Genomic DNA, 22859 nt, shown 5'->3' with positions numbered 1-22859 from the left:
GGGTTAGCTACATGAGTGAGATACAAATTATCTTGTTTAGACAAGCAGGCAAAATACATTATCAAGGTGACATCATAGACGTTGATGGTGACCAATTGGTCATCACGACAGATGAGGCAAGTGTGTCGATGGCAGATCGTAAAAGTTGGTTAAATCTATTTTGTTATCCCGGAGAGTTACACGCCCTTTATCATGAAGTGATGGATTTGCTCGGGCCTAATGATGATAGCCAAGCCCTTAACATTGCCCCCATTAAGGTGATACCAGTATTTAGTGAACTCGGTAATATTATCGAACAGTTTAATGGTAATAGATTGTTATTAATGAAGTTTATTTTTATCTATTGCCTAAGTATGGATAAACACTACTTTTCTGGACTTTTACGTTATTTTTTAGCACATAACAATAAAGTGATCAATTATTTGGAAGCACATTTTATGCAACCCTGGTCTGTGGCAACATTTGCAGCAAACTTGGGGGTAGAGGTGCGTAAACTTAATTGCTTATTCTATAAAAATTATGGGGTATCAGCGAAACAGTGGTTGTTAGAGCAGCGCTTAATTTATGCGCGTCAACAACTGATTACAACGGACAAAAAAATTACAGATATCGCGCTGGACAGTGGGTTTAGTCATCACTCTCATTTTACTGACGCATTTAAGAAACGTTATCTGTGTTGTCCAACTACGATGCGTTCCGCAGTGGCTTAAGGAGGTTTATATGGACATAAGTGCAATGGTTAATCAGATGTCTCAACAGGCGACGAGATCTGCCCAAGAGGCTCAGTCTAAGATGTCTGGAGGGGTGAATGATCCAGAAAAAATGATGAAGGCTCAATTTGCGATGCAGCAATATTCAAGTTTTGTGAATATGGAAAGTGCAGTGATAAAGACGATGAAAGACATGATCCAAGGGATCATTTCTAAAATGTAATGAATAGATAGGCTAGTTACCGTATTTTTTATGGCATATCAGAGGGAAGTATATGAACAGTGAAGATAAGCAGCTATTGGTAGAAGTGGCCATTGCCGCATCGAACCATGGTTTACATAAACAGGCGTATGCTTTATTGGCTATTTTCCCTCAACTTATTGGAGACGATGAAGATAGAAGAATTTGTACCAGTGTGATTTATTTTGCTTTAAATGAACCAGCAAAGGCCCTTCGTGAGCTTAAACTTTGCCACAGTGATGCCGCGCAAGGATTGCAATTATTGTTTTCAGGTATGGGACCTGTCGTTGGACGCAATGAATTAATTTGTCATCTGTTAACCGGAGGCCAAAATGGAAATTAACACCGTTAGTCAGTTAGCTGAGGTTGCTGCAAAGCAAGCTACTAAGCCAGAAGCTGTCGATAAAGATGCTGGATTAGCTGATAAATTTTCTCAATTTATGCAACTTGGTACACCTGCGATTACTCAGGCGACTAACTTGGTGACACAGGCTGGTGGTGATAGGCCTTTGGCTAATATGGCCAGCCAGTCTGGAGCCATTGAGCCAACCGTAGCTGAGAACATCCTCGGCACTTCAGGTGTGAGTTACGCTCCCTCACCAGAAGCCATGTTAGGTGGCCAAATGTTGATGGCGAAAGCCGTTATAGAGGTCGACCTTGCGGCAAAAACAGCGGGCTCCTTATCTCAGTCGATAAATAAATTGGTGAATATGCAATGAAATATCTTAAATGGTCGTTGTTATTTTTAGTGCTGATGCTCAGCGGATGTAAAGTCGATCTTTTTCGAGATCTTCCTCAGGACGACGCTAATCAGATGGTGGCACTATTAATGCTAAATCATATTGATGCCACGGCAGAAGCGGATCAAAAGTCAGGTAAGGTGAGCTTGAAAATAGAAAAAGATCAGTTTATCAATGCCGTAGAGTTGTTGCGTCAAAATGGTTTTCCTAAGCCTCATTTCTCCAATATTGAAGATTTGTTTCCTTCTGGACAGCTTGTGACATCACCAGCGCAGGAAGAGGCGAAAATGGGTTACCTTAAGGAGCAACAGCTTGAACGTACTTTATCGAGTATGGATGGTGTGATTAGCGCACGGGTTTCTATTGCAGAACCTGCACCGGATACTAACAGAGAAGTTCTCCAGAATAAGTCGGCCTCAGTTTATATAAAATATTCACCCCAGGCTAATTTATCTAATTCTGAGAATCAGATTAAAAGTTTGATTCAAAATGCGGTGCCAGGTTTAGATTTTGAGCATATCAGTGTTTACCTTCAGGCGACTAGCTATCGTTACCAACCGATCACATCACCGACGCAATCGAGCAGTGTGGATCAGATCACCGCGAAGGTGGAACAGTATAAGTTGCCTATTGTGATCAGTTTGTCAGGGATATTTTTGATGAGTATAGGTGGTATGTGGTGGATGAGACGTAAGTAAATAGCAGTGATTTAGTTATGAACTCAGTGAGGGGTAAGCCATGATTCAAGCGGTACCAGAAGCGGATATGTCTGTCGAAGCCACATCAAGAGGATTGACGATAGAGACATTAATGAATGTCGAATTAAAGGCATTTAATCATCTCGTTTACCAGCCTGTATCAAGTATGCATCCGAGTTGGTGGACAACATTGGATTTGGGTATTTGGCAGGATAAATATCAGGCTAATACTCAATTAGGCATACAGATAGAGGCGTTAGTGGTGAAGCGTTATGGCTTATCAGTGAGGGTGTTACCAACTCAATTGACGTGTCAGCAGCTAACAATGTTGGATATACGTTTTAAAATTGAAGCGATAGTGACGGTACTAGGTTTATTTTATCTCAATGTGCCTGAATATTTATCGTTACGTGAATATCGTGATGCACTGGCTTGTGTGTTAACACCGGTGCAAATCCAGCAAGCGTGGGCTATGTGGCCTCAAAGGCCGACACTAAATGTTGAACAGCAGACACCTATTCTTGCGCCCGATAAGCTAGTTGAACAAGCCATGGGGGTCGGTATTGCTTTAGTTGAACGGCAATGGAAGGAAGACCCACTGTGGTTAGCCCTAGCATTGACATTGACACCCAAGCGATTATCACCGGAAAATATATTGGCATATCGGGTTGCAGATGAAGTGGATATTCCGAGATGGTTATTGAGGTTGGAGCGTTTATTATGAATCCATTTTTAATCAATGTGCAGACGTGTCGTGTGCAACGTCAAAGTCATAAATGGGTGAGTGCCAGTGAAATGGATAGGGCGAAGTCAGTTGCAACATTAGAACAAGAAGCCAGAAAGAGAATTTCCCAATCAATCAAAAAAGCTCGTAAGCAGAGAGATTCAGCTCAGAACCGAGCAATAGAGATTGTAGCATTAGCACAGCAGCAAGCTGAAGATGCATCGATTCAATGGCATAAAGAAGCCAAAGCTGACGCTGTGGCAGAGGCCGTTAAGTGGCATTTTGATGAAACGCAATTAACCCAAGCTGTGCTGGAAACATTGCAATCGAGTATTGCAGAGAAGATTAAAATGGTATTGAAAGCTTGGACGTTAGAGCAAAATCCTTCCCCATTTCTCATTAAACGATTGACAACGCAGGTGAGTGATAGAGTTGGTCAAGATGGGGTGGTTTTACAGGTGGCCGCTGAGGATTATCAAGCGATGAAGTTGGCATTTGAAGGCAGTTTAAAGGTGGAAATATCATCAAGATTATCTTCGGGTCAAGCAGAGTTAAGTTCTACATCCCTAACGGCAAGCATTGATTTGACTGAGCATCTTAACCTCTTGTTAGAGACTTTTGTCGGTGAGGCTTTGATGCAAAACCTTGGCGCTTAACCTTTTGTGGCATATTCCGAGTTCAGGTTACTTAATTATTGAGGAGTGAAATGATGGTCAGAATTGATGGGGCAAGTTCGTTAGATTTTCATCAGTCACAGGAAGTTCATGGCACTCAGACCCAGATAAGTCCTGCAAATAATGTTATCGCGATGGCAGCGGCAGAGTTAGCATCAGTGCGCGCTGAAGCATTGGAAGAGACCATGGAAGGATTAAGTTTAGGTTTAAGCAGTCACCTCAAAAAAATCACTTTGAGCCAGGAACCTGAAGATCCAAGATTTGCCGCGTTAGAAAAGTTAATGCAGCAGTTGGGACAAGAGCAGTCAACCACAGTGAATAAACTGGTAGAGCAATTTGCCAGTTTAGGTGATGGCGATAAAATCCTTTTTCAATTAAAACAGTTAGGGATGAACAGTGGCAGCATGATGCTCCTGATGATGGCGTTAGTGATGTCTGGCAAGCTTGGTGACGCAGCGATGAAGAAACTTAAGCAGGCGCTCAATGAGCTTCTAGCACAAGAAGGCGCAGAAATTGCTCTATTTGCCGCAATGGAAGGTTTGCCTTTAGATCAACTGGGGCTGCAGGGATTAAGGCAGATGTATCAGCATGCTGCTAGGGGCGAGGCAGGACTGGCTAAGTGGTTTGATATGCTCAAAGATCTGCCAGATAGGCGTCAGCGGATCCGTGTGCTTTTACGGGCTTTGTCAGGACCATTAAACGATGAAGGTGCCGCTCGTAATATGGTCAAGGTGGTTGCTGTAGTTGATGATTTACGTCGGTTATTAATTTTCATGACCTTAGAGGAACATTGCCATTTTCTGGGGCGAGCCACTCACCTAGAAGGCGATGAAGTGTTAAAGGTGACGTTGCGATTAATTGAACAAGCTTGGGTTTACCCTCAATGGCTAGATGAGCAGATAAAATGCTTACCATTACTTTCGGCAAGGCGATTAGGTTTTCTACGACGCTGGCGAGAGTTAGTTGGGATGGTGCCATTAGATTGTTTTCGTGATCCAGAGCAAAAAGAACATGTCGAGGAGGCTATGCTGAGTTTATTAGATGAATGGGGGGATCAGGAGTAGTGCATAAACAGTGCATTTAAGGTGTATACCTGATAGGTATCTATTGTCTAAAAGTTCACTATGAATACGTCGATATTGATGAAACCGCGTAAATAGTGGCGTAGTTGTTGACAGCTCAACATGAGATTGGCAGAGCAAAGCATAGGCTGCATGAGTTATGAGCCAGATCCTTTATTGTACTTAATGAGCCGACCTATGCCTGCAACGAGTGATGAAACTATTGAATTTATAGGTTAGCTGCTAGACCACGACGAAAGTGTATTGGCGCACGTTAGCGAATCAGTAACCGTTAAGTATTAATACGGGTGTAGGGGATAAACATGGCCATAGAGATGAGTGCGTTTAGTGGTACAGCGAAGGTTAATGAGCGGCTGAGCCTTATCGATAATGGGCAAGGCACGCTGACGATTTATTCAGAGGGAGAGCTGGTGCAAGTGTTACAACATCATGTGGAAGCATGGAATCACTTATCAGCAAAGTTCACATTACATCTTAACTTAATGGCTTAGCCTCAGTGAGTCACTTTACGCTTGAACCCTCAGATATTTCTGCTGAGATAGCAAAAATTGAAACAGAGTGCAGTGCATTAACGCAATCGCTTGGAGTGTTGAAAGAGTCACTGGCGGCGATACCAAAAGAGAACGGGGACGACATGGTATTGTTTGCTAAATCAGTTGATACACAACGAGAGTCTTGTGAGAAAAGAACCGCTGTCATGCCTAAGTTGTCAACCTTGCTATCCGATACGGCGCAATTGCACCAAGACGTAATAGACTTTCACGATGCGTTACCTGCAACGTTACAGGTCAAGTTAGAGGGCCCTCAATTACTGAGCTGTTATAGAATGTTTGCCCCTTTTACTCGTGCAACTGAACATGTTTCCTCTTATCGGGGTCCTCAGGCATTGAGTGCGATAACCTTATTGCCTAAAGCAGCGATGCAGACACATCTGGCTGACGTTTTTTTTCAAGAGGGGAAAGCGCACAACAGTGAGGCTTTACCTGATATAAAAACCTTAGTTCAACTTGTTGAGCATTTTGACCATGATTCTGTTGAATTAGCCGTTAATGCAATCGATCAGAGCATCGCTCACCAACGTTTAACCCAAACCGAAATCGCACAAATGTTTGTTAACAAGGTACTGGTTGAAGCCAAGAGATTGCATGATATTGAAATAGAGAGCCTAGAGGATGCCCTTCAGCTGACGGCCAAATCAAGTGATATGCGTTACAGTGCAGCGGGTTTGAGCCATATTTTACGTGAAAACCCGGATAATACAGAAGCCGAAGATGAGACGTATGCATCCCTACTTTATCTTGTCGGGCAAGAGGTGGTGGCTAAGGGGGCTCAATTAATGTTTGGTTTCGCTGTTATCGCTGACGATCTTAATCTGGTTAATGGGATTGCAGCAGAGCTTAAAGAAGTGGCTAACCCCGATATTGCAGGACTGACTAAAAGTGTGCTTCAAGCCCAACACCAATTGTCTTGGCATCGAGGTCTGAGTGCGATAAGCCTTAGTGTGAATAATCGACAGAACATTAATTTGGACCAAGATATTACTCAATTGAGGTTGGCAAGCCAGATTACTCAAAACAAGGTCGGCTACCTCAGCTTCATGAGCGAACGCGAATCAATGTACGAAGCATATTATGGTAAGGTTGTACACCTCATTAATGCTCTTCCTGAGGGGATGCGCAATGGAAAACTCAATGAACAATTGAATGTGTTATTAGCCAATATCAAGCTTGAACATGATGCTAATACCAATTTGTTCAGTGCGATAGATAAGATGCAAAAAGCAGAAGATACATTAGTGATTGCGGGGAATCACAATAAGCGTTTATCTGTGATGCATCAAGAGTTGAAGATATATGCTCAGGAGACTCAAGGTGAGCGAGCCAAGATCAACTTACAGCAATATGTCGATTTTTTACCTAAATTGCGCGCCAATAATAATGAGGTTCGTCATTTAACTGAACAAAAACACATTTTGAACGAAAGGGTATTAAATCGTGAGAGATACCTTAATGATCTTTACCCTAATGATCTCGCTCAACAGCTAGCAGAATTGAAGTCACCTGAACTTCGTGCTTATAAGGAAGAAAAAAATCAATTAAAACAAATTATAAATCAATTATTACAACTTGATAATGATTATCAAACTGATTTGATTAAGCTTAAAAAAGCGACTTTTGATGCGCAAAGTAAAGGCGGGTATCCAGATCAAGGAGATTATAGCAGTGTCGATGCTTGGCAGACTTGGGTTATACAAAAATTTGTTGGTAATCAATCGCTTCAGTACCGACCTAGTATAAAAGAACTCATCCTTGAGCGCCAGCTGGCGAAAAATAATATGAGCAATATGGCTGAGGCTTATCTTGCGTTGCTTAAGACGGTTAAGGATTCAAAATCTTCATTCAATCCAATGTCTACCGCTGCGTCATTGGTGTCACCTAAAGAGATAGCAAGTGCCTTAGGAAATTTGCATCAGTGGTCGATGGTGCATCAGGTAGAGGCCAGAGAATTGACTGGCAATTTAACTCAGACATATAACATTATTATGGCCAATCCAGACACTTTTGGTTCAGAATTGGTTAATACTGTCAAAACAGTATGGCAGGTTGGTACGGTACAAAATCAAGTCCATGATATTTTAAACGGGACTCGGGAGGAGTTACCGGATAAAGCGAATATTTCCATGACGCCAGAGATGATAGCCTTGTTGCATACCGCTGAAATGGCACCTTATGTTGTCGGTGGGAGTAAAGGGGCGATGAATTCAGTGACTGGTGGCCCCATTTTAGCGAGTGTGTTTACCATGATGTTCCCTGTAGAGGACATGGCAGCACCAGTTGTTGCTTTAATCGGTGGTTTACTGCAAACAGGAACAGAGCAGCAGTTAGCAAATGAAATGCGCGATCACCGAAGTACTGAAGTGATGGTGAATGCTCTTATAAAAGGCATGCAATCCGATGGCGGGCTCGCAGCGCGTGGAAGAGCGGTTTCCAGTTACATATTACAGCGTCAGGCGCTGTTAGAAGTCGGCACGATTGCACGCGACTGTTTTGCAGTGGGCAACGTCGGAGTAACGAAGCGTTTGATATCTGGTGCCTTTAATGCATGGAAACACGCTACTCCCAGTGCCAAAGTGTTCACTGTGCTCACCACTGTCGTGGCGGGCGCGGTATTATCGACCAGTGCTATTGCAGCAGCGTTGCTTATTTTAGGCTCTGGTGGTCTAGGTATGATAACTGCTGTAGGACTAGTGATCTGTGGTGCTGTAATTGGAGTTGGGATCACTAAAAGTTTATGCTCTAGCTTACAGGGTAGCCATTTTCTGGGCATGGGTGACACTGCCCGAAAAGTAAAGCGAGAGATGTCCATGAAGAGAATTGAGCAAGCATTGGAACGTCTTGGTAACAATAAAATCGTGTCTACCGAAGAGGGAGTGAAATCCCTAGGGGAATTACTTGGACTCCATTCATTTCAGAGTGATCAATCTGTGTTGGTCACGAGGTTAGCCACAGAACTGAGTGATATTGCTCCAGATAAGCAAGCTGAGCGATTTTCAGACTCAATGGTCAAATATGCGGATATGAAAAATGAGGTATTGAAAGAGCTGCTAGCAACGCAAAGTCGAGAGTTGATTAACAAAGCAAACAAGCAAGTAACGGGTTTGGGGATATCGACAAATGCGTTGGAAGCTTGTATGGCTGAAATTGACTCAGCGTTAGCATAAAGTACAAGCTGCTTTATTCGAGTGATGTTCAATCAATAAACGGGTAGTTAAGGTGTTCACCTGATACCCGTTTTTTGCTGATTGGGCGATGATGATCCCGAGAGTTAATCGCGGGAGTTCGGTATGGATCTACAAGTTGTACGTAATCTTGAGCAATTTTTCAGGCTGGTCAATCATTGGCCAGTCAGCTTAGCAGATCGTATCGAGTGCCATTGGCCTCCCTTTGGGATCTTACTCGAGTCAATTGATGATCGTTTGCTCATGAGTTCTTGGTTGCTAGAGTCTGAAGTGATCTTGCTGAAACCTCTGCTCTCTCGTTGGCATCCTGAAGCTTTTATGGGGATCCCTCAAAGGATTTTTATTGTCAAAAATCGTTTGATGATTAGCTGTCAATGCCCATCGAACAGTCAAGCTCATGACTGGTATCACCTGTGTAAAAAGCAGCAAAAATTTCTAAATCAAGTCACTACTGGAGGTCAATCATGAACTTCATCAGTCGTTGGTTAAGTAAGGCCGCTGGTAGGCACGATATTATTCTCAGTGCCATGTTGATGGTGGCGGTGTTTATGATGATCCTGCCACTGCCCACCGCCTTGGTCGATGTACTGATTGCCATTAATTTATGCTTATCGATAATATTGCTCATGATCGCGATATACATTCGTGATCCGCTAGAGTTTTCGGTGTTCCCATCTCTATTACTGATCACCACCCTGTACCGTCTAGCGTTAACGATTAGTACCAGTCGCTTGATCTTGTTACAACATGATGCGGGCGATATTGTCTACACTTTTGGTAATTTTGTGGTGGGTGGCAACCTAGTGGTAGGGATCATCATTTTTACCATTATCACGATTGTGCAGTTTATCGTGATCACGAAAGGGTCTGAGCGTGTCGCTGAGGTGAGTGCGCGTTTTTCACTGGATGCCATGCCGGGTAAACAGATGAGCATTGATGGTGATATGCGCGCGGGGATTATTGATGCCAAAGAGGCTAAGCGTCAACGGGCACAAGTACAGAAAGAGAGTCAACTTTATGGTGCCATGGATGGGGCGATGAAATTTGTAAAAGGCGATGCCATTGCCAGTATTATTGTCATTATGACTAACATCTTGGGCGGCATTGCTGTGGGAGTGATGCAACATAATATGTCCGCGTCTGAAGCGGTCAATACTTATGCGGTATTGTCCATTGGTGATGGTTTGATTGCACAAATTCCATCATTACTTATTTCGATCACCGCTGGTCTTATTGTGACACGTGTACCGGGTGAGCAACGTCAAAATTTGGCGAATGAACTTGTCATGCAAGTGGGACGTCAACCCTCATCTTTACAGATGGCCGGGATTGTGATGTTTATTTTTGCCTTTATTCCCGGTTTTCCTTTTCTTGTTTTTGCTTCATTAGGTGCTACCACCTTTGCTTTTTCTTGGTGGTTAACTCATAAAAAGAGTGCCAATGAACAAGGTGACGGTGCGCATTTTTCAGAGAACTCAGGTGCGATTGAGCGAGGAGGAGACAGCATGTCACCTGGCGCCGTTCCATTGATGCTTTGTCTTGGGGCAGATGTCCCCAGTCAAGGCGTCAAGGATTCCCTGCAACGTTTACGCTGGCAGCTATTTGAGCAGCTTGGGGTTCCTTTACCGGAAATACAGTTGCAAATAGCCAATAAAGGTAACTTGGGTCAATGTGATGTCTTGCTTTATCAAGAACCAGTATTACAACTTCAGCTTGATCCTGAAGAGTCACTTTTAATTGAGTCTATTGCCACTTTGCCAAGCCGCGTTGAAACGCTTCCCTTTAGTGGTGAAGCACTTCATTGGATTAAAGGCAATGTGCTTGAACAGGCCCAAAGTCAAGATTTACCCGTGTACAGTGGTGAGCAGTTGCCCGCTTATATTGTGGGTAAAGTGATTGATCGGTATGCCGGTGAGTTTATCGGGGTACAGGAAACACGTTATTTAATGGATGCGATGGAAGCCCGATATGGAGAACTCGTTAAAGAATTACAGCGTTTGCTGTCGGTTGGGAAAGTGGCTGAGATCCTGCAGCGCTTAGTGGAAGAGGGGATTTCGATCCGCGATCTTCGCACCATTTTTGAAACCTTAGTGGAATGGGTGCCAAAAGAAAAAGACGTCATTATGTTAACTGAATATGTACGAATAGCGTTACGGCGTCATATTCGCCGCAAATTTGCGACGCCACAAGGGTGGATCTCCGTACTCATGGTCGGTGAAGGAATTGAGAATTTAATTCGTGAATCGATACGTCAATCTACTGCGGGATCATATTCAGCTTTGGATATGGAGCAAAGTAACTTGATTTTATCGGCTATAAAGGCGCAATTACCTCCGCAACAATCTTGTGTGTTATTGACCTCATTAGATGTTCGTCGCTATTTAAGAAAAATTGTCGAACGAGAACTCTTTACAACACCAGTACTCTCGTTTCAGGAGCTGGGGGATGAAGCTGAAATTAAAGTGTTAGGCCATGTTGACCTTGTGGGTGATGCATTAGATGCCGCGATGGTGAGCTAAGTGGTTGTTATAACAATATTCGATTTTGTTGATATAGCATTATATGCCGTTATTGATGTTGAGCCAAAGGAGTTGATTAAATGAAGTTACCAGACAGTGAATTTGTGAGTTCACAACTCAAGGTTAACCTTTTCGCTAATGAGAAACTCGATATGGTGAGCCCCGTTCGTTATTTCGGGCGGGTGCAGGAGATTGATTCGACCTTGGTTCGAGCAACATTACCTGGCGCCCATCAAGGTGAGCTATGCCGCATTGGTGATGAGTTGACTGCAGAGGTGGTTGCCGTTAAAGGTGATGACGCTATCTTGTCTCCTTTTGAGGTCACCACCGGTTTGCAAACAGGCGCCCTTGTTGAACCTTTAGGCCATGGACATCAAGTCCCGTTAGGAGACGGCTTGCTTGGGCGAGTGGTGGATGGATTGGGAGTGGCAATGGATGGTTACCCATTAAGGGCAACAGAGCTTAGACCCAATGTCGGCAGTGCGCCCAATCCTTTGAGCCGCAGTTTGATTGATACTGTTATGCCAATGGGGATCCGCGCTATTGATAGCGCTCTGGCGTGTGGTGTCGGTCAAAGGATCGGCATTTTTGCTGCGGCAGGTGGCGGTAAAAGCACCTTACTAGGCATGATTGCGTCACATTGTCAGGCAGATGTGATTGTGCTCGCTTTAGTCGGTGAGCGTGGACGTGAAGTACGCGAATTTATTGAATATAACTTAACGCCAGAGGCGAGATCGAGAACAGTAATGGTGGTGGCAACTTCTGACAGACCACCACTTGAGCGAATGAAAGCCACGTTAACGGCTACTACGATTGCCGAGTATTTTCGTGATCAAGGTAAAAATGTACTTTTAATGGTGGACTCACTTACCCGCTTTGCGCGTAGTGCGCGAGAGATCAGTTTAGCTGCAGGAGAAGCGGCGGTATCTAATGGTTTTCCACCGAGTGTTTTTGTCCATTTATCAGCCTTGGTTGAACGGGCTGGACCTGCAAAAAAAGGAAGCATTACCGGAATTTATACGGTATTGGTTGAAGGAGATAACATAAATGAGCCAATCGCTGATGAGGTACGCTCCTTACTCGACGGTCATATAGTGTTATCGCGTAAATTGGCGGGCGCGGGGCATTATCCCGCCATTGATATTAACGCCAGTGTTAGCCGTGTGATGGATCAAATTGTGACCCCTGAGCAAAGGTATCTAGGGGCTAAGATGAGACAGCTATTGGCTTTATATAAAGAAGTGCAACTGCTTATACGAGTCGGTGAATATGTAGAAGGTCAAGATAAAGAAACTGATGAGGCGGTAGCTCGTCATGGCGCTATTACCGCTTTCTTGTGCCAATCGGTAGATGAATTCACGCCTTATGAGGACACATTGCTGCAATTGACGGCTTTACTGCCTGCAAAATAAAAGGGAAATGCCATGGAGTTCAGTGTAGAGGAATGTGACATTGCGATGCTTAAGCGCTTACTTGTGATCCGAGCGGATAGAGAGGATAAATTGAGACGGCAATTGGTGCAAAGTCAGCATGCGAGTCATTTATTGGTCCAAGAACAGCATCACGTTCGTGCGGAACGATATGAGCTGGTGGCTAAGTTAACACACCAAGCAGTGCCTCAAGTATCTTTGAGTCCAGATGAAGTAGTGAAATTTAAGCTGAGCTTGGCAAAGGGTTATCAACAGGAGAGAGCGCTAGCTGAATCCTTAGTCACTTTGCAGAATGAAGCTGATGAGCTGGCGTTGACTCAGGCAGAACTGAGGGTGAATATTGTACGATTAAGCAAAAATCAGCAAAAATTACAGGCGGTGTTTAATGAATCATCCATTACAGATAGATAGGGGACGTAAGACCAGTTTACCCACGGTCGAAGCTCGTCACGAGTCAGATCCTGATATTCGTCGCCGTTTTGAAATGTGTTTGACAGGTGACAACAAAGCAGAAAGTAGACAAGGAAAAGTGCCCATTTCAGCAGTGACCAAGGCTGTACTAAGCCGTGAGGGGGGAGTGTGCCGTCAAGGAAATGCTGAAGTGATCCGGCAAGGAGATATGCTGAGCTATCGATTACTTAACGGACCAATGATGGGCTTAGTGATCCAAGCGAGCTATCAAAGTCAGGGGATCCGGTTACAAATAACCCCAAAAAATGAACGTCAGTCACAGATACTAACTGGCTTAATTCCTAAGTTGTCACAAGTACTTGTGGGTAGACGATGTCATATTGCATTGGAGTTGATGCCAGTATAGCTGCTGACATGAGAGTGGTGCTTGAATGTGATTAGCATTGGGTGTTAAGTATTTGATTTTGAGTGAGGGTGAATAATGACAATGCATACTTTACTAAAAGCGAGCCAAATAATCGGTCGAGGCTTGGCGCAACAAGCTTGCCGAATAGAATTAAAACAGATGGGTGGAGACGGGGTATTTTGGCGTCGTGAAGCGTCCTCTTTAGGCGGTGGAATGTGGTGCTCTGCACAAGACTGGCAAAAGTGGGTATTGATGCTCACTGAGATCCCAGAACCTGACAATGTACCGCGTGAATTTTTAGCGTGTGTGACAACTGCAATGCTAGAAACTGATGTGCCTTGGCTCTTAAGTCAGCTCGAACTTGACCCTGATACTTGTAGTTTATTGCCTCAAATATACCCTGTGTTAACCTTTACTCACCCAGAGGTGGGTGACATTAGCTGTGTCTTGATAGATTGGCCCCAAGAGAAATGGCAAAGTATTGTGGAAAATTGGTCACCCTTTGCGGGTCAGTCTGCTGACGTTAGTGTGTCTTTAGTGGCTGGATTTAGCCAGCAAACAGCCGATGTCCCTCAACTACCACCAATTGGATCTGGTATTTGGCTTGATGGTGACGTGCGAATAGAACGCGGTGAAGCACTTTTGTGGTGTAATGGTCCCTTAGCGAAAGTGACATTAGTGGATGAAAATCAAGGAGGTAAGACAAGCTTCATGATTGAGGCTGTGTGTACAGACATGAAATTTATGTATTCGCCTGTGTTGGCTGAAATTGCCACGGTAAGACTGCCTCTATCACATTTAGGTGGTATTATGCAGGGGGAAAAGCTTACAGGGTTGTTAGCGCTAAACGGAGAAGTGAGGCTTTGCGTTCAAAATGATGGTAAATCAAATTTACTCGGTACTGCCAGCTTATTACGCAGTGGCACCGAACTGTTAGCACAGATAAATAGTACTCATTCTAATGTCGAAAATTAGGGCGGAATAACGGCCGAACTATGTTGGCTTGTTAATCCGTCTGGCTATTTATCTTTTACTTGGTTAAAGAAAAAAAGGTTGACATCAAGAGGAGTAAATTAAACACTTGTTTGAATGTAGTTCAATGCATTGAACACTGTCGATTTCCTCCCTTGCCTAATAGGACATAACGAGATGAGTCAAATTCAAGTTCAAGATAAGCAAGGCGTTAAAATAATTACCATTAATCGCCCAGAAAAACGCAACGCACTCAGTCTTGAGATGTACACTTGCATGACAGAGCATCTTATAGAAGGTGAGTCTGATAATGCAATTTATGCCTTTTTAATCAAAGGGCAATCAAATGTTTTTACCGCAGGAAATGATGTTGCTGACTTTTTAACTGCTAGCCACTTAGATGAACAACATCCCGCTTTTCGATTTCTTTTCACCTTACTCGATTTAACTAAGCCTATTGTTGCAGCAGTCACTGGTGCAGCTATTGGGATAGGCACAACCTTACTACTTCATTGTGATCTGGTGTATGCCTCTCGATCGGCAAAATTTCAATTACCTTTTATTAATTTATCTCTCGTACCAGAAGCTGGATCCAGCTTATTATTACCTCAGCTTATGGGTTTACAACAAGCCTCAGAGCTATTGCTACTCGGTGAAAGTTTCGATGTACAAAAAGCTAAATCATTGAATATCATTAATGATGTGATATCAGATGAAGACATATTTGAGCATGCACTTGCTAAAGCGATAAAACTCGCAAGTCAGCCACCTCAAGCACTTCAAGCGACTCGAGTGCTGTTACGACCCAATAAAGAATTGGTTCGCCAGCAGATGAAAATGGAGCTTAATGAGTTTGGAATAAGGTTGAAAAGTGATGAAGCTAAAATACGCTTCCAAGCTTTTTTAAATAACAGTAATATAATCAATGATTAAAGCTGATTTTTTGGGAGCACGATAGTCAAAGTCAAAGACAAACCATAACACTTACACTGTCACTCATCATGTTTATCGGTTTTCCGTAAAAGGCCTTAGGTTTTTGAAGTTGACAGCCCTCTGTCAGGCAAAAATATAATGATTTTGACCTGATAGAGGGAATTGTATTATTATCAAATGCTGCATAAATATGTCATAAGGTGAATAATATCCCAGCGAGGCTCTCTCGTGTTTAATCTATGTTCTATCCTCGCTGTCTCTTCAACCGATAGCTGATTGAAGTAATCATTGCTTTGTAAATCGTTGCTTTGTAAATCATTGTGGTAGGAAAAGCAGGTGTATCGCTGTTTTTACCGCCTAATTACCCAGATGAATATTCTCAGCATGTTGAACATCTGTTTTCATTGAAATTTTGTGGGAAAAAGCAAAGTATGAATGGTTGCCACCTAGCACATATGAAAGTTTCGAAAAGCCAATTCAAGGAGTGACGGGTATAAGACGGGGATCCTCGATACTGTTGGAAGTCATTACAAGATAATTGTTACCTGATCACTTACACAGAATTATTTACATGCTCTATTTACAATAAATAATATAATTATTTTTTGAGTCTGTTTATTTTTAATCCTTTGTTAATTTCGTTTATTTCTTCATTGCTGACTTTTTTGCTACACATAAAATATCGTTTATTTCCTTCAGGAGCATCTTTTATAGAGTAAGTCTGTACTTGTTCAGGAGTGATATCAGTTTCAATGAAAATCCCATCTAATTCTGTAGGGTCGATAAACATAAAGTCACTTCTTTTTTTGAGTAACATTTTAATAATTTCATAGTTACCAGTAATGACTCTAGTGACATTATTTTTTTCATTATGTTTGATGATTTCATCATATCTATTACCGTAGGAATAACCTTGTTTAGCAAGTAACTTAAAGTCTCCACTAGAGAGTAATTGCTCTAATGTTAGATTGTCTTTTAATGTTGGGTGATTTTTATAACTTAAAATCAGAATTTCTTTGTCTTGATACACCATATTACTATATTTTGAAAATTTTAGTCTTTCTTCTGTTTTGAATAAGCTCGGGTTACATATTTTTGTCATATTACCCTCTATCATTTTCATAACACGGCTAAAAGGAATATTTTGCCATTCATAGTTTAAATTTGTATTTTTTAGTGCTTGAGATGCTGGTGTCCCAACGGTTCCTTCTGGGTGATCTTGACCACTTTTAGGCTCAAGATAAATTGGAACTCTTATATTAAACGCGATGATTATTGGATTAAGTGTGTTAGCTTTGTTTTCTTTTTTATTGGTTGTTATTATGGTATCAGTATAGTTTTTTTCTGAAGCATTTGATTCTAAAGAAAATAAGTGAGTTAACATTAGACCTAAACCTAGCCATTTCATCATGTTTTCCTCAGTTACAGTGTATACAAATAAGAATAGATGTTAGCGTTAAATATTGTGATATTTTTTAAATACTGCTTAAGCAGAGTTCAGGGGGGGATACCATTATCACGCTTATCTGTGCAATTGCTATACTAAAACCTACTGGTTATTTCGTTAATGGTATAAGTGGATAAAAATATGAATATTGATGATCTTCAGGCTTATGTTGATGCGTGGAATAAACACGATATTGATAAAATTATGTCTTTTATGTCAGCAGATTGCATTTTTGAAACAGGCGGTGGGCCTGAGACATACGGTACTCGTTATTCAGGATGTGAGGCGGTTAAAGCTAAGTTTATATCAGTGTGGGAAATGATGCCCGATGTGCACTTTGATAATGCAAGTCATTTCATTCAAGGTAACAGAGGCTGTTCACAGTGGACATTTATTACCACTAAATCTGATGGAACTAAAATAGCGCTAGAGGGATGTGATTTATTTACTTTTGAGAAGGGTAAAATAAAAGTGAAGAGTTCATTTATGAAACATCAACACTAATGCATTAACACGAATGCATGAGTGTTTAAAAGACAGGAATACATGGTTAAAATTTATTCCTGTCTTTGGTGTTGATGGGGATGATTAATCTGGAGTGTAGAAACCTACTCCTAATAATTTATCATCGATTGAGCTAAAAAAGGTGTGTTTTCTCTCTTTTTCATTGGTGATGGGATTGGTCCATAGGTAACTTATTTCACCTGAATCTTGATGTTTCACCATTTCTAGCATGTCATGAGTAGCGTCTTTGCCTACATCATCCAAGACTGTATCAATAGATTGACCAATGAAGCTTCGACTGACGCCGTGTGCTAAAAATAATTTGGTTTTGATATCTATAACAAAGAGATAAAGGTCACCATTCACATATTGGCCATCGAGATTATTAAATTGATACAGGGCTGATTTTAAATTCTTATGCATTTCAACGGTGGCACGTCCTAAGAGTTCTTTAGCTTGGAAAGCATTGGCTCTGACTGGGTAGTAACCGACGGCAATAATGATGTCACCGACGCGTTGGAATAAGGTTCTTTTAGGCGAAGCGGTTCTGTCGGTTGGGTTTTTCCAGTGATATTCGACAGATCCCTGTCCCTCTTTTTCGGCTTTTTGGATCATCTCACGGAAAAAGTATTTACCATACATGTCAAAAATATCTAATACAGTGTCGCCGACGAGTACTGACGACGAACCTCCGCTGGCTAAAAAACGTCCATCAATACTCAGTGCGAAAACGTATAAGTTTCCATTGATAAATTCTTCTTTGTGACTGAAATCATTGACAGCCTCACCACCACTTATTTTTATATGTGTGATAGCGCGTGTTAACAGCTCTTTAGCGCTAACTTCTTCTTTGGTTTCGATATGAGTAACATACATATTATTATCTGCGTGAGTGATCCCCGTGGACATTGTTGAGGTAAGCACTAAACTGGCAGTTAGTAGGCTATTTTTTAACTGAGTATTCATATGACATTCCTAAAAATATAAATATAATCAAATTTTGTATGCTCATCATAATCATCAGTAGCCTACTAAGGAGGGAAGCCAAAGTGTCAATTGAGGAAAGAAGGCGATAAATATGACACCAATAACCGAGGCTAATACAAAGGGGTGGATGCGGGAGGTGATCTGCTCGACACTGGAGCCGCCAATCCCAGAAGCCACAAAAATGTTTTCTCCTAAGGGGGGAGTAGCGAACCCAATTGAGAGTACGCACACGACCACAATCCCTACATGGGTGGGATCAGCCCCTAGCATATACATGATAGGTAGCATAACAGGCACGATGATCATAATCGCTGCCAGTGTCTCCATAAACATCCCCACAAATAGCAAGAAGACAATCATCAAGATCCAAATTAGGTACATGTTGTCAGTCATGTGAAGCAGATTATCTGCAATGATGGCTGGAATTCTTTGTTCGACTAAAAGACGGCCAAACACGGTGGCGGCAAACAATATCAGTAGGACTCGACCTGTGATCCAAGTTGTGGTAGTTAGTGACTTAAAAACATTGTTTATTTTCATTTCTTTGTGAATAAAAAAACCCACAAAAAGTGAATAAACTACCGCGACGATGGCCGATTCAGTTGGTGTAAAAATGCCAGAATAGATGCCACCTAAAATAAGTACTGGCGCGAGTAGAGACCAAATCCCACGGCGAAAGACAGAGCCTATTTCAGAGAAAGACCAATTGTCGGTTAACCCTTTATAGCCTTCACGTTTAGAGATGATGTAGTTCATCGCAATTAAACTTAAGGCGATAATGAGCCCTGGAATGATACCAGCAATAAAGAGTTTAGGAATTGAGACACTGGCAAATGGGCCATGCAAGGCAATTGCTTCAGTCGGTGGCTGGAGTCCCATGGAAGAAATGCCGAAAATAACCAAGGGAATGGACGGTGGGATAATGATCCCAAGTCCTCCAGAAGCTGCTGTGATAGCTGAAGCGTAACTGCGATCGTAGTGACGTTTAACCATTGCGGGTATCATTAGCATGCCGACGGCAGCAGTGGTGGCTGGCCCGGATCCAGATATTGATCCGAAAAAGACACAGGCAATGATGGTCGCTGCCCCCAGTCCTCCGGTGATAGGACCGGCTAAATGCTCGGCAATATCAACAAGCCGCCTGGAGATCCCAGCCGCTTCCATGAGGGCGCCAGCCAGAACAAATGCGGGTAAGGCCATTAATGGAAAATTACCCACGGAAGTAAATGCTATCTGAACCATTGCGATAGGATTTTTGTCAAGTATCAGGTAGGCAGCCATGGCAGCGCCTGCTAACGATACTGTAATAGGAGCTCCTAGAATGAGCATGATGATGAAACCACCAAACAAGATCACAGTGAGATATTGTTCCATGGTTATACCTCGCTTTTCTTGGCAGCGGATAGGCTAATTTTTTTCAGCTCTTGTGTTTCAGGATCGAGGGCTTCAATCCCTTTAAATAATTTCAAATATAGATTCAAGAGTATTCTTACCGACATTAATGTGAATGCAATGGGTAAAATAAGATAAAAGTACTTCATTGGAATTCCCGTTGTTTGTGACTTCCAAAAGAGATTCATCTTATTAAAAACAAAATCATAACTTAGATAAACGAAAAAGAGATTGAATCCAACCCATAAAAGATCAGCTATGGTTTCACTCACCGTTTTAACGATGGGAGGAAACCATTTAAAGTGAAATGTCACCCGGTTGTGTGCCGACATTTTAGCGGCAACAACAGCGCCTAAATAAGCAAACCATACGAACATATAGGTTGAGACTTCATCTCCCCAGGGAAGGGAGTACTGAAACAGTTGTCGTAATACAATTTGTGCAAACAGTATCATCACAAAAGCAGCTAACAACAAAGCACATAAATATTCTTCAATATTATTAATGTGCTTGATAAAAAAATGCTTAGCAGACATATTTTGTCCTCAATAAACAACTCTGATTAAAGCGAACAAAATGATGGTTAATATTCGCACTCGCCATGTCAATTATTACTTGGTATTCGTATTAATCTTTGGCTCAATAAATATCATCTAAGGTTAATTAGCAGTGCGACCTAAGGTCGCTAAGGCATTATCAAGTTTCACTTTTCCACCTATGCTGTTATAAAATTTAGGCCAGACCTTTTTCGTCGCGACATCTATCCATTCCTTTTCACCGTTACTCGGTGTGGAGATAATCATGCCTTTGGCAACTAATGACTTTCGGATTTTTTCTTCAGACTCGAGTAAAAAGGAGTAGCTATAGTCTGTGGCTTCTTTGCCAGCCTCTAAAATAATGGCTTGCATAGCGGGTTTTTGAGCTTGAAAAATCGATTCACTGATGATGAGAGGTTCGATGGAGAAAATATAACGAATATTGGTCACATATTTTTGGACCTCATTAAACTTCATTGCATTGATGGTCATGTAAGGGTTGTCTTGCCCATCTACCACACCTAATTGAAGGCCTGTAAAGGTTTCTGACCAGGCCATCGGTGTTGGGTTAACGCCCCATGCTTGGTATGTCGACATCATGATCTCATTACGGGGAACGCGGATCACGAGTCCTTTGAGATCGGCCAGTGATTCAATCGGACGCTTAGAATTGGTTAGAACGCGAAAACCTGAGTATGCCCATCCCACAATACGCACGCCCGCATCCTTAATGGTATTTTGAATCAACTCTTTGCCTATTTTACCTTGAGTTAATGTTTTTGCTTCTTCGGCACTTAAAATGACGTAAGGCATGGTTAATAAGCCGACACTAGGAGAAAAAGGGGTGACGTTATTAATGGCGATAATCGAGAAGTCTAATAATCCCATGGAGGCATTGTTGACGGTATCTTGTTCATTACCTAGCTGACCATTAGGAAATAGATCTACGGTGGTTTTCCCTGCTGTTTTGTCACTGATAAGCTCTTTAAACTTATGCCCAAGCTCCCATTGAGTGCCTCCTGCGGCATCCCCTACTGCCATCTTGAAGGTTTCAGCTGAAGCCATAGGTAGGATGGCAAATAAACTAACACTGGTGATGAGTGGCGCAACGACGCCTTTAATAAATTTCATAGTTCTATCCTGTTATCATAATTATAAGATTCGAATTAAAAATATTATGCTTATCGACAAGTTACCTCCATATCAATCATCCTGCATAGGGAGGTAATTGCGGTATATCTTCACTTAAAGGACTTCATCCTTAAGGTGATACCAGTTGTACAAAAATCGTTGGCCCATTCTTCTAAAGGGGGCAAATGTTTCAGATTCAATCGCCTCACGAATATTCGGGAAGGGTAACTTAGATTGAAATATGGGCAGATCAATCTGGGTCTCTTCTCCTGCAATCCATTGTGCAAGTCGCTTACCTGCTTGGGCGGAATACATCACACCATTACCGCCATAACCTAAGGCGTAATAGATAGTTTCTTTAGGATCGGGTCGATAGATGCGTGGCATCATGTCATGACTGACATCCACCCAGCCCCACCAAGAGTAATCGATTTGTATTCCTTTTAATGCAGGAAACTTTTTGGCTAAGTCGTTCTCCAGAAACTGTTGGTATTTTTGTTTGGGTGCATGCTGACCACTGATCGCACTACGGCTACCTATTTGAACGCGATTGTCGGGTAAAAGACGATAATAATGCCTCAATACTCGGGTATCAGTGAGCACTTGATGTGTCTTAAAGTTACAAGCATCAAGTTCTGCATTGGTTAAAGGTCGAGTCACGATCGAATTAGATAAAATAGGTAACAAGCGATTTTTAGTACTGGCGTGCAGACCCTGTGAGGTGTAGCCGCCGGTCGCCATCCCAACCGCTGCTGCTTTTACAATGCCGCCAGGGGTGGTTAGGTAATGTACGCCGTTGCGCGTGTTCCAGTCAATGACTGGACTACCAGGATGCACTTTGACACCTAATGCGCGGGCTTTTTTTAGGTAGCCAAAGGCCAGTTTTCCCGCATGGATCCCGATCCCTTCAGGTTCATGCATCGCACCAGCTGCCTCAGTGTCCCCGACGAATTGATTTCTAACGGTTGATGCATCTAAGATTTGCGCATCGTAGTTAAAGGTTTGACGTAGTAAAGACGCTTCTTTTTCCAATGTTGGCATCATTTTATCACGGTGAGCGATATAAAGATGTCCACCAACTTGCGGCTCACAATCAATGTCTTTGATAAGATCTTTAAAGGTTTGCATGCCATCGAGGCATTCTTGGTGCATACGCAGTGCAGTATCAACCCCCCAACGTTCAATCCATTGAGAGCGCTTTAATCGTCCTGAGGCGCACTGGGCCTGACCACCATTACGGGTGCTGCAGCCCCAACTTGTCCGATTAGCCTCTAATACTGTCGCTTTGATGCCATAATGCTCAGCAAGATAGATAGCAGCACAGAGTCCGGTATAGCCTGAGCCGACAATGACCACATCGGCTGAGGTGTCACCCAAAATAGGGCCATCATCCTCAGGAGCTTCTCCTGCGGTACCAATCCAATACGTTGGGGCATAATCTTGCCCTTGTCCTGGGTTGGCATTGACTAAGGGATCATATTGCGGGTTATATGGATCCTGTGCACTCATCCCTGCTTTTAGATTTAAGCTTGTTTGTTTGAGGTTTATGCTCATGGTCATCCTTAATGCGTTGTGCAGAAAAA

At 42.4% G+C, this 22859-nt stretch carries 24 protein-coding genes; 18 read left to right on the top strand and 6 right to left on the bottom strand.

Features of this window, described 5'->3' with window-relative positions; translation table 11 throughout:
* Positions 1–11 precede the first annotated feature (11 nt).
* From HQQ94_RS14995 to HQQ94_RS14915, 17 genes are all read left to right on the top strand, one after another.
* Positions 12–710, top strand: coding sequence for a helix-turn-helix domain-containing protein (locus tag HQQ94_RS14995; protein WP_173295175.1), 699 nt, complete (start codon positions 12–14; stop codon positions 708–710).
* A 10-nt stretch (positions 711–720) separates the two neighbouring features.
* Entirely contained in the window at positions 721–933 is a 213-nt protein-coding gene (gene sctF, locus HQQ94_RS14990) for a type III secretion system needle filament subunit SctF (protein ID WP_173295174.1), read from the top strand.
* Positions 934–985: 52 nt separating this feature from the next.
* Entirely contained in the window at positions 986–1294 is a 309-nt protein-coding gene (locus HQQ94_RS14985) for an EscG/YscG/SsaH family type III secretion system needle protein co-chaperone (protein ID WP_173295173.1), read from the top strand.
* Positions 1284–1670, top strand: a complete 387-nt coding sequence (gene sctI, locus HQQ94_RS14980; RefSeq protein WP_173295172.1) for a type III secretion system inner rod subunit SctI — start codon at positions 1284–1286, stop codon at positions 1668–1670. Before HQQ94_RS14985 ends, sctI begins: the two co-directional genes overlap by 11 nt.
* Entirely contained in the window at positions 1667–2389 is a 723-nt protein-coding gene (gene sctJ, locus HQQ94_RS14975) for a type III secretion system inner membrane ring lipoprotein SctJ (RefSeq protein WP_173295171.1), read from the top strand. The genes sctI and sctJ overlap by 4 nt, the downstream gene beginning before the upstream one ends.
* Positions 2390–2429: 40 nt before the next feature.
* The gene (locus HQQ94_RS14970; protein ID WP_173295170.1) at positions 2430–3113 is read left to right on the top strand and encodes a type III secretion system domain-containing protein; all 684 of its coding nucleotides are present in this window, start codon (positions 2430–2432) and stop codon (positions 3111–3113) included.
* A complete protein-coding gene (locus HQQ94_RS14965; protein WP_173295169.1) occupies positions 3110–3769 on the top strand; it encodes a type III secretion protein in 660 nt (219 codons plus the stop codon). The genes HQQ94_RS14970 and HQQ94_RS14965 overlap by 4 nt, the downstream gene beginning before the upstream one ends.
* A gap of 50 nt (positions 3770–3819) precedes the next feature.
* Positions 3820–4851, top strand: coding sequence for a TyeA family type III secretion system gatekeeper subunit (locus tag HQQ94_RS14960; RefSeq protein ID WP_254304067.1), 1032 nt, complete (start codon positions 3820–3822; stop codon positions 4849–4851).
* A gap of 320 nt (positions 4852–5171) precedes the next feature.
* Positions 5172–5360 (top strand): hypothetical protein, encoded by a 189-nt coding sequence (locus HQQ94_RS14955; protein WP_173295168.1) that lies wholly within the window; start codon positions 5172–5174, stop codon positions 5358–5360.
* Positions 5361–5365: 5 nt separating this feature from the next.
* The gene (locus HQQ94_RS14950) at positions 5366–8590 is read left to right on the top strand and encodes a SicP binding domain protein (RefSeq protein WP_173295167.1); all 3225 of its coding nucleotides are present in this window, start codon (positions 5366–5368) and stop codon (positions 8588–8590) included.
* Between the two features lie 123 nt (positions 8591–8713).
* Positions 8714–9076: a type III secretion apparatus gene (locus HQQ94_RS14945; RefSeq protein ID WP_173295166.1), complete on the top strand. Its 363-nt coding sequence runs from the start codon at positions 8714–8716 to the stop codon at positions 9074–9076.
* Positions 9073–11127 (top strand): EscV/YscV/HrcV family type III secretion system export apparatus protein, encoded by a 2055-nt coding sequence (locus HQQ94_RS14940; protein ID WP_173295165.1) that lies wholly within the window; start codon positions 9073–9075, stop codon positions 11125–11127. Before HQQ94_RS14945 ends, HQQ94_RS14940 begins: the two co-directional genes overlap by 4 nt.
* An 80-nt stretch (positions 11128–11207) precedes the next feature.
* Positions 11208–12539 (top strand): EscN/YscN/HrcN family type III secretion system ATPase, encoded by a 1332-nt coding sequence (locus HQQ94_RS14935; RefSeq protein WP_173295164.1) that lies wholly within the window; start codon positions 11208–11210, stop codon positions 12537–12539.
* A gap of 12 nt (positions 12540–12551) precedes the next feature.
* Positions 12552–12968 carry a hypothetical protein gene (locus HQQ94_RS14930; RefSeq protein ID WP_173295163.1) on the top strand — a complete coding sequence of 139 codons (417 nt, stop codon included), beginning with the start codon at positions 12552–12554 and terminating at the stop codon, positions 12966–12968.
* Positions 12943–13374 carry a hypothetical protein gene (locus HQQ94_RS14925; RefSeq protein ID WP_173295162.1) on the top strand — a complete coding sequence of 144 codons (432 nt, stop codon included), beginning with the start codon at positions 12943–12945 and terminating at the stop codon, positions 13372–13374. The genes HQQ94_RS14930 and HQQ94_RS14925 overlap by 26 nt, the downstream gene beginning before the upstream one ends.
* A 75-nt stretch (positions 13375–13449) precedes the next feature.
* Entirely contained in the window at positions 13450–14349 is a 900-nt protein-coding gene (locus tag HQQ94_RS14920) for a hypothetical protein (protein ID WP_173295161.1), read from the top strand.
* Between the two features lie 174 nt (positions 14350–14523).
* Positions 14524–15279, top strand: a complete 756-nt coding sequence (locus HQQ94_RS14915; RefSeq protein WP_173295160.1) for an enoyl-CoA hydratase-related protein — start codon at positions 14524–14526, stop codon at positions 15277–15279.
* Positions 15280–15877: 598 nt separating this feature from the next.
* Here HQQ94_RS14915 and HQQ94_RS14910 read toward each other — a convergent pair.
* Complete coding sequence (locus HQQ94_RS14910) at positions 15878–16690, bottom strand: transporter substrate-binding domain-containing protein (RefSeq protein ID WP_173295159.1); 813 nt, start codon at positions 16688–16690, stop codon at positions 15878–15880.
* A 177-nt stretch (positions 16691–16867) separates the two neighbouring features.
* On the opposite strand from HQQ94_RS14910, the gene HQQ94_RS14905 reads away from it, so the two are divergent.
* On the top strand, positions 16868–17230 hold the full coding sequence (locus tag HQQ94_RS14905) for a nuclear transport factor 2 family protein (RefSeq protein ID WP_173295158.1): 363 nt from the start codon (positions 16868–16870) through the stop codon (positions 17228–17230).
* Positions 17231–17314: 84 nt separating this feature from the next.
* Here the strand turns inward: HQQ94_RS14905 and HQQ94_RS14900 are convergent, their stop codons facing one another.
* The 5 genes from HQQ94_RS14900 to HQQ94_RS14880 form a co-directional block, all read right to left on the bottom strand.
* Positions 17315–18196, bottom strand: a complete 882-nt coding sequence (locus tag HQQ94_RS14900; protein ID WP_173295157.1) for a cache domain-containing protein — start codon at positions 18194–18196, stop codon at positions 17315–17317.
* A 54-nt stretch (positions 18197–18250) separates the two neighbouring features.
* Complete coding sequence (locus HQQ94_RS14895; RefSeq protein ID WP_173295156.1) at positions 18251–19591, bottom strand: TRAP transporter large permease; 1341 nt, start codon at positions 19589–19591, stop codon at positions 18251–18253.
* A 2-nt stretch (positions 19592–19593) separates the two neighbouring features.
* Positions 19594–20145, bottom strand: coding sequence for a TRAP transporter small permease (locus HQQ94_RS14890; RefSeq protein WP_173295155.1), 552 nt, complete (start codon positions 20143–20145; stop codon positions 19594–19596).
* 123 nt (positions 20146–20268) lie between these two features.
* Entirely contained in the window at positions 20269–21276 is a 1008-nt protein-coding gene (locus tag HQQ94_RS14885) for a TRAP transporter substrate-binding protein (protein ID WP_173295154.1), read from the bottom strand.
* Positions 21277–21390: 114 nt separating this feature from the next.
* Positions 21391–22830, bottom strand: coding sequence for an FAD-binding oxidoreductase (locus tag HQQ94_RS14880; RefSeq protein WP_254304066.1), 1440 nt, complete (start codon positions 22828–22830; stop codon positions 21391–21393).
* Positions 22831–22859: the final 29 nt, after the last annotated feature.

Source organism: Shewanella sp. VB17, from assembly GCF_013248905.1.
Lineage (GTDB): Bacteria > Pseudomonadota > Gammaproteobacteria > Enterobacterales > Shewanellaceae > Shewanella.
The sequence above is the reverse complement of the archived record's forward strand: the minus strand, read 5'-3'. Positions and strand labels throughout refer to the sequence as shown.

Coding starts and splice junctions, on each gene's coding strand:
- HQQ94_RS14970 (WP_173295170.1), top strand. CDS start 2,430: ATGATTCAAGCGGTACCAGAAGCGGATATGTCTGTCGAAGCCACATCA.
- HQQ94_RS14920 (WP_173295161.1), top strand. CDS start 13,450: ATGACAATGCATACTTTACTAAAAGCGAGCCAAATAATCGGTCGAGGC.
- HQQ94_RS14930 (WP_173295163.1), top strand. CDS start 12,552: ATGGAGTTCAGTGTAGAGGAATGTGACATTGCGATGCTTAAGCGCTTA.
- HQQ94_RS14940 (WP_173295165.1), top strand. CDS start 9,073: ATGAACTTCATCAGTCGTTGGTTAAGTAAGGCCGCTGGTAGGCACGAT.
- HQQ94_RS14955 (WP_173295168.1), top strand. CDS start 5,172: ATGGCCATAGAGATGAGTGCGTTTAGTGGTACAGCGAAGGTTAATGAG.
- HQQ94_RS14900 (WP_173295157.1), bottom strand. CDS start 18,196: ATGAATACTCAGTTAAAAAATAGCCTACTAACTGCCAGTTTAGTGCTT.
- sctJ (WP_173295171.1), top strand. CDS start 1,667: ATGAAATATCTTAAATGGTCGTTGTTATTTTTAGTGCTGATGCTCAGC.
- HQQ94_RS14905 (WP_173295158.1), top strand. CDS start 16,868: ATGAATATTGATGATCTTCAGGCTTATGTTGATGCGTGGAATAAACAC.
- HQQ94_RS14960 (WP_254304067.1), top strand. CDS start 3,820: ATGATGGTCAGAATTGATGGGGCAAGTTCGTTAGATTTTCATCAGTCA.
- HQQ94_RS14995 (WP_173295175.1), top strand. CDS start 12: ATGAGTGAGATACAAATTATCTTGTTTAGACAAGCAGGCAAAATACAT.
- HQQ94_RS14910 (WP_173295159.1), bottom strand. CDS start 16,690: ATGATGAAATGGCTAGGTTTAGGTCTAATGTTAACTCACTTATTTTCT.
- sctI (WP_173295172.1), top strand. CDS start 1,284: ATGGAAATTAACACCGTTAGTCAGTTAGCTGAGGTTGCTGCAAAGCAA.
- HQQ94_RS14890 (WP_173295155.1), bottom strand. CDS start 20,145: ATGTCTGCTAAGCATTTTTTTATCAAGCACATTAATAATATTGAAGAA.
- HQQ94_RS14935 (WP_173295164.1), top strand. CDS start 11,208: ATGAAGTTACCAGACAGTGAATTTGTGAGTTCACAACTCAAGGTTAAC.
- HQQ94_RS14880 (WP_254304066.1), bottom strand. CDS start 22,830: ATGAGCATAAACCTCAAACAAACAAGCTTAAATCTAAAAGCAGGGATG.
- HQQ94_RS14925 (WP_173295162.1), top strand. CDS start 12,943: ATGAATCATCCATTACAGATAGATAGGGGACGTAAGACCAGTTTACCC.
- HQQ94_RS14985 (WP_173295173.1), top strand. CDS start 986: ATGAACAGTGAAGATAAGCAGCTATTGGTAGAAGTGGCCATTGCCGCA.
- HQQ94_RS14885 (WP_173295154.1), bottom strand. CDS start 21,276: ATGAAATTTATTAAAGGCGTCGTTGCGCCACTCATCACCAGTGTTAGT.
- HQQ94_RS14895 (WP_173295156.1), bottom strand. CDS start 19,591: ATGGAACAATATCTCACTGTGATCTTGTTTGGTGGTTTCATCATCATG.
- HQQ94_RS14965 (WP_173295169.1), top strand. CDS start 3,110: ATGAATCCATTTTTAATCAATGTGCAGACGTGTCGTGTGCAACGTCAA.
- HQQ94_RS14915 (WP_173295160.1), top strand. CDS start 14,524: ATGAGTCAAATTCAAGTTCAAGATAAGCAAGGCGTTAAAATAATTACC.
- sctF (WP_173295174.1), top strand. CDS start 721: ATGGACATAAGTGCAATGGTTAATCAGATGTCTCAACAGGCGACGAGA.
- HQQ94_RS14945 (WP_173295166.1), top strand. CDS start 8,714: ATGGATCTACAAGTTGTACGTAATCTTGAGCAATTTTTCAGGCTGGTC.